Genomic DNA, 13020 nt, shown 5'->3' with positions numbered 1-13020 from the left:
ACTAGCCTCGGTCATAGCAGCGCGCTTCCCGGGATCGGCGGAGCAATTCCACGCGCGGCCTGTTCAAGCGCCTCTATCAGGCTCGCGACGGCAGTAGGGGCTTCCCCTTGAAGGGACGATCCCGGAATGAGGCGGGCGAGTTCTGTGAACTTGCCGTGCTCGCCAGTGAGTACCGCGATCCGAGAGTCGCTGGCGGAGGCGAGCGCTGCGATTGCCGTCTTCTTCGGCGTGACGCCAAGTTCGATGAGCTGGCGTTGCTGAGCGTCCGCAGTCAGCGTTGCCAGGTCTGCGTCTTCGAGGACGGCGAAGGGATCCGCGACCAACATGTTGAGAGCAGAATTCGTGGCGAGGCTGCGAAGCAGAAGCCGGTTGATGTGCGGATCAGCGAATCCGTAGCCGGCAACGAGCACAGCCGTGTCCTCCTGCTGCACCGCATCGCCCAGCAGTCGTAGGAGATCCGAGTACGGGTAGGCGAGGGTGTCACCCTCCTTCGACGACGTCGGGTAGATGAGCACCAGCTCGTCATTCTCGGCGGCAGTGTCGCTTTGCTTCACCTCCAGGGACTCGAGTCCCGTCAACCGATCGGGATCAGTTGACGCCCTCCAGTTGAGACTGCCGTGAACTTTGTGTAGGTAGATCGCACCCTCAGCGCGAGCGATGACCGACTGCGTCGTCGTCTCGACTCGGTGAAAATCGAGACCGTAGAACGCGAGGTTGAGGCGCCGATCCACCGTGCCGCTGAAGCCGTCGATGTACGGATAGCCCAACTCGTCGAGAGAACTCTCGATAACCAGGTCGTAGTTGGTGGTGAAGACCCGTGGGCGCGGCAGGTTGGAGCGACGGCTACGTAGGATCCGTGAGAAGAACATCCGGTGGGCGTGGAGCGGATCAGCATCGAACGGCGGGTCCAGTTGCTTGCCATTCTTCGGCAGGCGACATGCCTCGGCGAGCGCCCGGTTGACCCGCTGCCGAAGGCCCTCGACCTGCTCCTTTGGATAGGACGTAGCGGCAGATCCTGATCCGAGGATCACCGAATCCTGTCCTGCTTGAGTCGCAAGCGATGCAGCCAGTTGGAGCCCGTTGAGCAACTGCTCCAGGTCTCCGCTGTCGGTGGGGTTGGTGGTGGCGAGAAGTGTGCCGTCGGCGGTGGTGGGCTCACCGCCGGCGTCCTTGATGAGTTCGAGAACCTGCTGGTTGGTGAGATTCCGCGTCTGTGGCGACCCTAGGTGGAAGGAAGCGCCAGAACCGAGAAGAACAACCAGGTTCTTCACCTGCAGAAGAGAACTCAGATGATCACGAACGCCAGGCGGCTCGGCAGTGGTGAGGACCTCCTTGACGATGCCGCCGACAAAGAACACACCCTTCGGGCCTTCCTCCTCCGAGTCGATCGCCTGCGCGTCCGTGGTCATCAGGCGCTCTCTTCCTCGCGGATGTAGGTCACGCCGAAGGCCTTGACCTGGCGATACTGCTGGAGCTTCACCGCGAGGTCGAACGCGTCGTTCGGGACGTACTGGAAGATGTCGAGACCCCGCCCGAGATTGATCCGCCAGCCGGAGTTGGCGACGATCGAGCGGTCGTGGATCGTGCCGTCGAACTTCACGTCGAGCGTGATTCCGGCGACCGCAGCGGCCTGCTTGACGCGAAGCAGAAACTCCATCTGCTTCTGCAGCTTCTCGGGGCCGTCGGTGTTCTCGCTCGTCACGAGGAAGACCTTCAACTCATCTGCTGGATCCTTCACGAGGGCCAGCGCCTCGATCAGCTCCATCAGGTTGCGTGCTTGGTGGAACTGGCGGATGTACGGATCGACGATGGTGATCTCGGAGGCCCCGGCGAGGTACGGCAACAGGAGCGTTTCGTAGGAGACGCCGCGCTGGTTCTCCTGGAACTCGCGATGGCCCTCGAAGAGTGGCTCGGGGCTGGCGGCGTCCTCGCCGGGCGCCGAAACCGCTTCCTCTCCCCCGTCAGGTGCGCTGGCGCCCGTCGTGTCGCCCTCGCCATGGTCGGGACGGCTCTGGTGGTAGTAGGCGGGGTACTCGTCTTCCTCCAAGGTCGTGACTGCGTGCCACTCGCCGCCCTTGTCGAGGTAGCCGAACCTCACGTCGGCCATCGTGGTGTCGATGCGCAGGATCTGGTCCTTGACCCGCTTGCGCCCCTCGACGGCAAACCGGAGGATCTCCTCGATCTCGTCCTTCGTGGCCTCAGCGTGCGGGTAGATGATCTTCATCAGGCCCGAGAACGTCTTGTGGATGCCATCGCGGTCACGCGTGGAGATGTCGGAGCCGAGCGTGAAGTGCTCCTGGTAGCGGTCGGAGTAGTCGGCGTTCCGCATCGACTTGAGCACTTCTGCGATGTAGTCGACGACGAACCCATACCCGTCCGAGAACATCTCGCCGCGGATGGTGTCGACTTCCCAGCCCGGGATGTAGAAGTGCAGGCGGTCGAGGTACGCCGAGTCGTGGTAGCTCTCGGGCAACTCATCGAACAGGTCGGAGTGCTTGAGCATGTGTGGCACGTTGTGGGAGGTGTTGCCTACGAAGACCATCGATGCCTCGGCGCCCAAGGTCTCGACACCGCGCGAGAACGACTTGTTCGCCATGTAGTTCTTCATGATGTCCACGAGCGCCTTGTCCGCGCGCTTCTTCTTGCCCGCGAACTCGTCGAAGGCCACGACATCCCAATAGCCGACCAGGCCGATACGGCCGTTGGAGTTGTTGACGAAGAGCTTGGGGACGGTGACCTCTCCGCCGGAGATCAGCATGCCGTGCGGAGAGAACTCCGAGAAGATGTGCGACTTGCCCGTTCCCTTGGGGCCGAGCTCGACCAGGTTGTAGTTGCGTTCGACGAAGGGGATCAGCCGCACGAGCTGGATGAGCTTGGCGCGCCGACCGAACAGCTCAGGGTTGAAGCCGATGGACTGGATCAGCAGGTCGATCCACTCATCGGTGGTGAACTCGCGCCTCGCAGTTGTGTAGCTGTCGAAGTCGAAGGTGGACAGCTGGATCGGCTTGAGTGAGCCGAGTTGCCACGGAACGACACGGGCATCGTCGAAGTGGAAGTAGTCGATGTCGCAGATGCACCAGACGCCGCCGACGAGCAGCTTGGGATGGGCGTTGACGGTGGCCGCCTCGACGATGACGCCCTTGATTCCGAGGTTGGAAAATTCGGCCTCGTATCGGTCTTCCTTGTCGTTGAGGGTGACCGTGACCTTGTCGATGATCTTGTAGCGACCGCGCTCGCGGATGGTCGACTTCACGAGCTCGGACTGGTTCCGGTGGACGTAGTGGTCGGCCAGGATCTGGCGCACCGAGCCGATGCCGGCCTGGATCGTGGCCTCGTCGTCGGACGCGGCGTACTGACCGAGGAGGTACTCCAGGACGTACGACGGGACGATCGCGTTGCCCTTGACCGCCTTGACCAGATCCTTGCGAACCACGACGCCGGCGAAGTGCTGATTGATCTTCTTGTCGAGCTCGGACTGTTCAGGCGTCTGGTCCTCGGTCGCCTCCGCCGCCAGGTCGATGGGGAAGTCGTCATCGATCACGTGGAGGTCTGTGTCTTCAGTCATGTCAGCCCGCCCTAGAAATCGAAGTCCGAGGTGAAGGAGCGCTTGAGGGTGTAGATCGCCTTCTCATAGACGCGCCACTGGTTCGTGTTGGGGATGCGCTCCTCGAGCCGGAACTCGACGGCGCGGTTGTTGTAGTCGTTTGCATCCTTGTTCAGCAGGAGCTGGATGCTCTGGTACCGGTCGCGCTGCTCGCCCGAAGCGGAGTCAAAGGTCAGCTCCGGCTGAGGATCGTTGGAGATCAGGGTCTCCCCAACGTAGAGGCCAGCTCGCAGCACGCGCGCCTGAACCTTGTCGCTGACCGGTTCGGACTGAAACAACTTCACAACAAGCTGCCCGGTGGTGATCTTGTCGGCGTCGGGCAGCACCTTGACATTGACCAACCGGGTGTCGCTCTTGCGCTTCTTGTTGACCGCGAGCACCGGTACGACGACCTCCTGCAAGGTCGCTCCCCCGTGCACGAAGCGTGTACCCCCGCCGGGCAAGCGGAGCCGGTGGATCGACTTGGGGATCTGCACTTCGATGTCGCTGTCGAGTTCGAGCTGGATTCCACTGAACGTGGTGAACGCGAAATCGACCTTGAGCCCGTGCCCAAGCACGTAGCGCTTGTTCTTGACCAGGATCTTGTCTCCGTGGGGCGCCTCAGAGAGGAAGAACTGCTGGGGCAGCTCGTCGTCTTGGAACAGGAAGCCATGGTCGGCGGTGACGAAGATGTTGGTGGCGTTGGCGTTCGCCGCCTTCTTCACCAGGTCGACCAGCTCGCTCAGCGCCTGCTCAGCTGCCTCAAACACGCGGCGCTCGGTGCCCTGCTTGTCACCGGTGGCGTCGATGACGTCGTGGTAGACGTACAAGACGCGGTTGTTCCTGAAGAGCTCACGCCGCTCCTCCGGGCTCAGCGCCTTGAAGTCCTCGGCCTGGATCGCCGTCCCGCCGACCGTTTCCAGGATCTTCTTGCGGAATGCGGTCCCGTTGGTCGGCTGGTCGTCAGCGAGGACAGTCTTGCCGTCCGGCGAGTGCTTGAGCGTCCGGTGCGGCAAGAGCGCCGCCATCCCCAACTGCGTGTAACTGGGCAGGACCCCCAGAACAGCCTCGAGTTCTGCGTCGAATCGGTCCTCCTGCCGGATGCGCGAGCCCAACTCCTCGGCGACCTCGTAGCGGAGCGCGTCGGAGACGATGACGACCGCCTTCTTGTCCTCGCGGACCAGCTGCTCGACGTAGTCGCCATAGAACGATCTCTGCGACCTGACAGTGGCGGAGCGCCAGGACTCGGCCTCGTCCACCTGCTTCTGCCAGGCGTTGCCCAGCTCGTACACGAACTTGTTGGTGTATCGCTTCTCGACCTGCTCGCGAAGCGGGTCGAGTGGGTGCGGTCCCTCGAAGGTTCGGCGGGCATAGGTGAACTGGCGGTAGAGCTGGTCGATGCGAAACCACTCGCTGCGGTAGCGCTCCAACGCCTCGTCGAACGTCGAGAACGTGAAGTCGATCGTGCTCAACTCCGACAACAGCTCTGCTGCGGCTGCGATTGCCGTGTAGAGCTGGCGATAGCCGTCGATCCACACGCTGCTCTGTCGGGCACGGACCACTTCAGCTACCTCACGGGCGGTGACCGTCTGCTCCGTTACAGCGCGCGCGAGGTCCGCGATGATCTTGCGATCGGTCTCCTCGAACAGGTCGACGGGCACCAACTCGCGGAATCCGGCTTCCTCGATACTTGCCTTGTAGTTGAGGTCGGCGGACGCGCGCCTCGCCAGCGTCGCGAGTGCCTGCTGGCTGCGCCGGTCGTTGCGGAAGCTCGCAAAGTCCAGCTGGATGTTCTGGAGTCCGCCGGGGCGGTCTGATCTAAAGCCATCGATGGCCTTGCGGAAGATCCAGAGAATGAAGTCGTCAATGCTCGGCGAGGTTGCCTCGTAGCCATAGATCGAGGCCACGCCCCGCCAGTAGAAGTCGCCGAGGCCGTAGTCGACCAGCGCGTCGTACTTGGTGCGCCCGCCCTTGGCGTTTTCGACGAGCAGTGTCCGGGTGATCTCAAGAAGACTGTGCTCCTTCTGACCGAGCACAACGGCAGACATCTTGGCTCGAAGCCGGGCTGCGTCATCGTCCGGTGTCAGCAGTGCCTTAAGGCTCTGGACGCGTTTGCTCGCGTTGAAGAACTTCTCGTGAGCCTGCACGACTTCGTCGATGCCGTCTGCGCTCAGCCCGAGGTCCTCCGACACAAGCGAGCTTCGGTCGGCGGTGAATACGCCGTAGGCCAGCTCGAGATCGAGGAGCCAGTTGCGTGTGCCCGCGGGCGGCTGACCGGTGCGGTAGACGAGGAACTTGTCGTCAGGCTGCTGGTGGAGCAACTTGTGCTTGATGCCGTACTCGTCATTGGCGACACGCAGGGTCGTGACCCCCGGCAAGTCGAGGCCATCGAGGTCGGCGGCGTACTGGCCATGAGGGTCGTGCCAGAACACGACCCGTTGGTCCGCGAATCGGCGCTCCAGGTGCGGACGGACAGCGGAGACTTCGCTCATACAGGCGCCTCCAAACCCACGATCTTCTTGAGGGCACTGCCGAACTTCGGGTAGTTGAACTTCACCCCGTCGTCGAGGTCGATCGCGATGTTCTGAGAGGCCAGCGGATAGAGGACATCGTGCTCGAACTCGTCGAGCTCCAGCAGGATCTTGCGCAGGCGGTCGGCTTCCTTCGCGTTATTGGAGCGCTCAGCGTGCTCAAGGCTGGCCTTGAGCTTGGCCTGGAACTCGCGGAGGTACTCGTTGAGGACCGTGGAGGCCGTTGATGGGGTGTAGCGGTGCATGTAGATGAGCGCGTTGAAGGAGCCCTTCGAGCTGGAGAAGAGCCAGTAGATCGGGCGCTTCTTGTACCGCTGCACGTGGTCCTTGTAGAAGGACTTCACGAAGTAGTCGCGAAGATTCTTCACGCCAAGGGACTCAGTGACGAACCGTATGTTCTCCTCGAAGTGCTGCTCGCCGAACGCGGCACGGAGGAACTGACGGAACCGCTCCACGATGTCGTCCTCGAACCAGTCACCGTCAACGATCGGGATGACGTTGTCGGCATCGGGTGCAAACGTTGGCGACGGAACCTTCGCGAGGTAGTCCTGCAACGTCGCACCCTGGTCGGCAAGGATCAACCCCGGCTCGTCGAGGCTGAACCGGCCAAACATGCAGCCCACGGCATACGAGACGAGGTCTTGTACGGCCAGAGCCCTGAACCGCTTCTGGTACTCGGAACTCGAAAGTCCGTCGCCAAAGCGAAACTGAGCGTTGCAACTCAGAGAGACACGGGAGAGTTCCACAGAGGTTTCAACTTCGCCCGTCAACCCGTACAGTTTGGCGACCGACTCGTTGTTCCGCATTTCAAGGTCCCGCACGCGCTCTGCCGTCTCGTCGCTCGACGTGTGGTGATTTCGCACCGCCTCTTCAAGAGAAGTCGAGCCACTGGCAACCAACGGGTTGCGGTCGAAGCCCCAAGACGTTTCCGCTTGATCCCAGTCCGCGCGAGCGATATCGACCAGTTCTCGGACGACATCGCCAATGTCACTTTCCGGTCCCGGCTGGATAATCGGGAGATTGGCGATCGTGCCCACGTTGAACGTGATGGTCGGGGCAATCGCGGCCAACAATTCATGCGTCACTGACGAGTTCAGTATCCCCAGCAGGCTCGTCGACAACTCCTCGGACTGCGGATAGACGCCATCCCCGGTACTTCCAGCGGCGATGAACCCTGGCGGATACACGCGAAAGGCTGGCGATCCCGAACTTACATTCGACCAAGACACCGACGACCTGAAGTAGTAGTCAACGTTCTGGGGCCGTGAGCGAACCTTTCCTCCGTCCTCTGAACCAAAGGTCCGAACCACGCGTCCGTCATCCTCCCAGTTGACGAGGTGCTCGTGATTTCCGTACCACTTCCGGAACTCCCCGCCCTTGTTGTACGGGAACCAGCGAGCGCGAGATGCTTTGGCGGCGTCCCGCGAACCGCTGAAAAACGAGGTTCGGTTGGCGGATGCCTCCCACCATTGACGAACGAAGACCTCGCTATCTCCGGTGAGCAGCCCCTGTCGCGGCTCCGCGACTGCACTGAGCGGCACACCCACTGAGAACGCACGGCGCATCGAGTCTGAGAGCCAGTAGACGAGCGGCGATCCAGGGATGACAGCAAAATCGTCTTGATCGACTGTGAACGCGTTGTAGTCACGGTCCAGGAACAGCGCCTCGATCTCCGCGTTGCTTCGGACATCTACATGCCGCTCGAACAGCTTCCGGTACGAGCCGTGCCGACCCTTCGGGGACGCCTTCTGGAAGATGAACCCAACAGATCCGAAGTCCGATCCCCAGACTCCGCGACCAAACTGCGCCAAGCAGACAAGAAACTCGTTGCGGAACAGCTGTCGCCGAAGCTTCTCGTAAGACTTGAGCACCATCCAAGCGGGTAGGTCGATCATTGCCCAGAACCCCGCGTCGGCGGTCAGAGCTGACGATCTAAGCATGAAGGCCGTCATCAAGTCCGACTTGCCGTATGGGAACTGCTCATTGAGGTACGAGGCCAGACGCTCTGACATATTCCCACTGCCCATGTACGGCGGGTTGGTAACCACCACTCCGTACCGCTGACGCAGGTACTCCGCTTGCCTCGCGGCGCGCGCGGCTTTCGGGAGCGTCTCCTCCGACAAGAGCAAGTCGCCGTCGGCGTCCAGCGTTTGAAGGTGGCGCGATAGTCGAACGGTCATGTCCGGCTCAGGACTGATGAGAGACCCGAGAGTATCTGCCTCGGCGAACTGGTTCCAGAACGCTTCCTCTGCGTGTTTGTCGCCGTCCTTGGTGACAAGGAAGGCCAGCTCGTCCGGGCTGAACGAGATCGGCTCGATCACGCAGATGTTCGGCTCGACCTGCCTGTTGAAGAAGGTCCGCTGCTTGCCACGGGCCTTCATCGTCAGCGCGAATGCCGCTAGCGCACCTGCCCGCGGGTCGATCTCGGTGCCGTAGAGGTTGTGGGTAAGGATCAGTCCGGGAATCTCGGCAGGGCCGTAGCCCTCCTCCTCGTAGATCGCGTAAAGCACGTCGAAGGCGTAGGTGAGCATGTGGCCCGATCCGCAGGCCGGGTCGATGACCTTCAGCTCTTCGGGCTTGCTGATCCTGAGGAAGTCAGTCTCGTCGTCTACCGGGGCGACGTAGTAGTCCATCTGGCTGGCCAAGTCCGAGTTCGGGCGGTTGAGCATCCATAGGCGGCCGAGGGAGTTCTCGACGAGGTAACGGACGATCCAGTGCGGAGTGAAGAGCTGGGTGGCGGCGGGGATCTCGTCGGCACCCGCCTTCTTGTTCTTCTTGAACCCTGCGAATACCTCGTCTTTCCGCTCGGAGATGTAGAACTGGTAGAGCCAGCCGATCACCTCGACGTCCTTGCACACGTCCTCAGTCAGCACCTTGACGGAGCGGTTGAGAACCGAGACGTCGGCGAGGAGGTTTGCCGGGATGAGCAACTCGGTAAAATCACCTTCCCGCTCGAACATGAATGGCATGGCCTTGTTCCAGTAGCGGCAGTAGTCCGCGAGCAAGAGTGCGTACGCCTCACCTTGGGCGTCAACGCTGGTCCGCGTGCCGTCGAGCAGCCCAACCACGGTCTTTCGGGTTGCGTCGCTGACGACCTCGGCGTCGATCACTCCGCGCTTGGCTTCGGCAAGAACCTCGGGCTGGCCGACCTCGACGCCCGCCTGTGGGGAGACAACCCCGATTGCGGTGTAGCCGTTGGCGTCCATGAAGCGCAGGGCGATGATCCGGTTGAACCAGGTGTAGGCGACCTTGTCCGCGACGGCAGCGCGGCCCTTGTCGCCGCCCCCAGAGGCGGTCACTGCCTTCTCCAAGTCGGCGACGGCCCTCGTCTGCTCGACTCGCTCCGAGGAGCCAGGTGCGAGGACCGCAGCGATGCGCGCGTTGACCTCGCGGATGAGCGCAGCGCGCGCCCACGTCGCGAAATTCTTCAGTGGTGCAGTTTCCATCAGAGGGTGATTCGCTTTCCGGCACTCAGGGTCTGTATGAGGGCGCTGCGCAGTGCGGCGAGATACTTCTCGACGTCGTCTTCGGTTTCGATGACGCCTGATGCGCCGGGCACAGGGATCGTCTTGACCGAGACGGTCTGCTTCTGTTGGCCCCCACCGGCGCCGCTGCCCTGCTGGGAGGCTGCGAGGAGGTCGAGCAAGGCCGGGTAGTCGCTCGACTCGAAGGTCGATCCGATCTGGAGGATGAGCGCGACCTGGGTCTCGCTCGTCACTCGGGCGAGCGTGGCATCAACACGCTGCGTGACGCGATCCTGCGCTTCGGGGCTGGCCTTCGCGTAGTAGACGCTCGCAAGGAGCTCAGCTTTGCGACCCTCTATGGCCGTAGTGACCGCCGAGCGCTTCGCAGCGACGATGCCGTCGATCTGGTTGCGCAGCTCGTCGGCGGCCGTCTTGAGCTGGGCCATCTTGTTGCCTCGGAAGGCGTTGGGGTCTGCGAGCGCGTTCTTGACGGTCTCGTCACTGCCGGGCGGCAGGTAACTCAGGTTGCTGCCGTGCGTGGCGAGCAGCGTGGAGGCGTCGTCGTAGATCGACCGCTGAGCACCGTTGATGAACGACTGAATAGGGTCGATGACGTTGTCCTTGGCTTCGAGCAGGTCGTCACCGAGGCTGAACTCCGTGAGATACCAATCGTCGGACTTGCCGACCGTGTGCTCCAAGAGACCGATGGGGCCGTTGAGCTGCTCCACGAACGGGTAGCGGGACCCGCGAACGGTGGCCTTGAGTTCGTCGAGCTTGCCCTGGAGCTTGTCGGCCCCGTGGCGGGCTAGCTCCAGCGGGTCCCTCGGGGCGTTACCTTCGTCGAAGAAGTCGGTGACGAACTTGCGGAATGCGGCGACCTTGCGCTCGTCGTAGGTCTTCTGCGGGGCGATGACCTGGTGGCCGTGCTTCTGCGTGTTTCGCAGGGCGTTCGGCAGTTCGCTGCGCTTGAGGACATTGCCGTCCATCGTCAGGGTGATCTTGGACCTGCCAATCAATGCGGCCACGATTACCTCGATAGATCCGAGGTCCCATCCATATGGCTTCGCCTGGAAGGTGTCGATGATCGCCTTGACCGTCACCTGCTCCCCTTGTCCATGCTTCCGCAGGATGGTCGAGAGCACGTCCTCCGATGCTTGGTGGATCTTGTGGAGCGGATCGGCGTAGGGGCCCTCCGGGTTGACTGCCTCCGAGACCTGCTGCTCGCTGTAGGTCATCCCTCCGAGCAACTTGAGCTGGGTATAGGTCCGATCGACCAGCGCTTGGAAGCCCTCAATGACTCGCCCGATGGCGTCAGTCGACGTTGCTGGCACATCAGCAGCGTTGTGCACGAGCGACGCATTACCGACGGCACTCCGAAGCCGTTGAACGATCTCCTTTTCCCGATCACGATTCTGGCTGGCCTTGGACCGGAGGATCTGTTCCTCGATCGCGGACAGCGAGGTCGTCTGCTTGCGCTTGGTGTACTTGTCGGTCTTAAGCAACAGCCGCAGGTCTGTGAGAACTCGATCATCGGGTTGGAGGATGACGCGGAGTTCGTCCTTGCCAGCACTGTGCATCCGGGTCTCGTCTGGCGTGTACGGGTACTCCGGAGTGATGAAGTGGACCGAGAGTTCTCGCTGGGGGCCGTGGACCTGATCGTCGAGCTTGAACCCGAACGGGAAGTCCTGGCCGTTCTTGGCGTAGCGGATCTTGTTGGTCTTGATGACATCGCCGGACAGGATCTTGAAGAGCTGAGCGCTTACCTCTGAGGAGTCGATGTCGACGTTCTTGATTTCCTCCTCGATGACCTGCTCTTCGTTGGTGAGGTATTCGTAGACGTTGCCGTTGCGCTGGACGTAGGTCTGGGTCTCCAGCAGTGTCAGCGCCTCCTTGACGTCCTCCGCGAGGGCGGGCAGGTCGAGACCGAAGCGGTCGTAGACGAGCACGGTGAGGTTGCGGGGCGTGGCTTTAAAGCTCTCGACATACTTCACGAGGAAGAGCGCCTTGAGCAGGCGGATGGCGAGCTGGTTGTCGAGGTTGCGCTCGGCGACGTCGATGGAGCGCTGCGCGGCCGACTTCAGGGAGGCCCGAATGCCCGCGAACATGTGGTCGAAGGTGGCCAACGTGCCGACCTCGACGTCGCCGATGTCCTTGGCAACCTGCTGGACGACACCGAGCATCGACCGCTCGCCGACCGAGCTGTTGCGTCCCTCGAAGACGTTGTGGTCAGAGATGCCCTCGATCGCCGCCTGAAACAGTGGGAACTGGTAGCTGACGAACGGGTAGGTGCCGACGAAGTGTGCCTCGTCGGTGTAGTTGCGGTAGGTCTTCGCGCCGTCGACAAAGTCGAACAGCGTCTTGAAGTTGGCCGACTCGACGGCGTAGATCGCCTGGAGTGCAGTCTCGCCGGTGCCGTTCTTCTCCAGCAGGCGCTTGCGGATGACTTCCTCGACGTCCGCGCTGGTGAGCTTCACGCGCGTCTTGAAGCGCGCCTGGATCTTGGAGAAGTCGTTCCCTTGCTGCCGGGTGCGGTCGCCGACGACCTTGTCCATGTCCTCCTGCGAGGTGACCATCACCCAGGCGCGCCCGGCGCACTTGGTGTTGAGGCTCTCGGCAATGGTCTGGAGGTTGAGCATCAGGTGGGTGTTGGAGCCGATGAACTGGCCGACCTCGTCGACGTAGAAGTTGAGGCGGTAGCCGTCGGGCTGCTTGTCGAGCCACGCCTTGACCTCGTCCGCGAAGTCTTCGATCGAGACGGCGTACGACGCCTGGTACTGCTTGATGATGCCGGTGGTCGCCTCACCGTTGACCTCAGCGAACGCGGCGTCGATGTTCGCGCCCTCGAGGGCACTCTGCTCCCGACCCTGCGACCACGGGATGCCGGCGATGCGCTCGAACGCCTCCTTGAACGCGTCGTACTGACCCCGCGTATCGAGATCCCGCTCGAAGCGCGCGACATGACCCTGGTTGCCGTAGTAGCCCCGGCTCTCGTCGAAGACCTTCACGAAGACCTTGAGCAAGGCATCGGTCTGGTCCTTGGTGATGAGCGTTGCCTTCTGGTCGATGTTGAACAGAAGGCTCTTGGCTGGGATGCGCTCAGCCTTGGTCAGTAGGGCGGGCAGGAATGCGCCCGTCGCCTTGGACCGGAAGCTCTCGGAGACTTGTGCACGGTCGAACTCCTGACCCTCGACGTCCCCGAGGAGATGCGCGAGCATCTTGAGCAGGTGCGACTTACCGGAGCCGAAGAAGCCCGAGATCCAGACACCGTTGGCGTTGGTGTAGTTCGTGTAAGCCTCAAGAAGAAGCTCGAGGCCCTTGGCGGCCTCGTTGGTGAGGACGTACTCCTCAACCTCGGTGCCCAGGTGTGCGACGTCGTCCGCCTTGATGACGCCCTCGATTGGGCGCTGGACGTCCTTGGCGAAGATTTCGTTCAGCTGCATCG

At 62.1% G+C, this 13020-nt stretch carries 5 protein-coding genes; all 5 read right to left on the bottom strand.

All coding sequences use genetic code 11. From position 1 onward, the window contains the following. Positions 1 to 11: 11 nt before the first annotated feature. From DDE18_RS23255 to brxC, 5 genes are read right to left on the bottom strand one after another with little or no spacing between them, the layout of a single operon-like run. Entirely contained in the window at positions 12 to 1409 is a 1398-nt protein-coding gene (locus tag DDE18_RS23255; protein WP_116571237.1) for an SIR2 family protein, read from the bottom strand. Continuing rightward, a complete protein-coding gene (brxL, locus tag DDE18_RS05475; RefSeq protein ID WP_116571236.1) occupies positions 1409 to 3565 on the bottom strand; it encodes a BREX system Lon protease-like protein BrxL in 2157 nt (718 codons plus the stop codon). The genes DDE18_RS23255 and brxL overlap by 1 nt, the downstream gene beginning before the upstream one ends. An 11-nt stretch (positions 3566 to 3576) precedes the next feature. Then, positions 3577 to 6075 (bottom strand): BREX-1 system phosphatase PglZ type A, encoded by a 2499-nt coding sequence (gene pglZ / locus DDE18_RS05470; RefSeq protein WP_116571235.1) that lies wholly within the window; start codon positions 6073 to 6075, stop codon positions 3577 to 3579. Further along, a complete protein-coding gene (pglX, locus tag DDE18_RS05465) occupies positions 6072 to 9560 on the bottom strand; it encodes a BREX-1 system adenine-specific DNA-methyltransferase PglX (protein ID WP_116571234.1) in 3489 nt (1162 codons plus the stop codon). Before pglX ends, pglZ begins: the two co-directional genes overlap by 4 nt. After that, the gene (gene brxC, locus DDE18_RS05460; protein WP_116571233.1) at positions 9560 to 13018 is read right to left on the bottom strand and encodes a BREX system P-loop protein BrxC; all 3459 of its coding nucleotides are present in this window, start codon (positions 13016 to 13018) and stop codon (positions 9560 to 9562) included. Before brxC ends, pglX begins: the two co-directional genes overlap by 1 nt. Positions 13019 to 13020: the final 2 nt, after the last annotated feature.

It is taken from the genome of Nocardioides gansuensis, from assembly GCF_003076135.1.
In the GTDB taxonomy this organism is placed as follows: domain Bacteria; phylum Actinomycetota; class Actinomycetes; order Propionibacteriales; family Nocardioidaceae; genus Nocardioides; species Nocardioides gansuensis.
The sequence above is the reverse complement of the archived record's forward strand: the minus strand, read 5'-3'. Positions and strand labels throughout refer to the sequence as shown.

Excerpts from the sequence above, each read along its gene's own strand:
- DDE18_RS23255 (WP_116571237.1), bottom strand. The coding sequence starts at position 1,409 with ATGACCACGGACGCGCAGGCGATCGACTCGGAGGAGGAAGGCCCGAAG.
- brxL (WP_116571236.1), bottom strand. The coding sequence starts at position 3,565 with ATGACTGAAGACACAGACCTCCACGTGATCGATGACGACTTCCCCATC.
- pglZ (WP_116571235.1), bottom strand. The coding sequence starts at position 6,075 with ATGAGCGAAGTCTCCGCTGTCCGTCCGCACCTGGAGCGCCGATTCGCG.
- pglX (WP_116571234.1), bottom strand. The coding sequence starts at position 9,560 with ATGGAAACTGCACCACTGAAGAATTTCGCGACGTGGGCGCGCGCTGCG.
- brxC (WP_116571233.1), bottom strand. The coding sequence starts at position 13,018 with ATGCAGCTGAACGAAATCTTCGCCAAGGACGTCCAGCGCCCAATCGAG.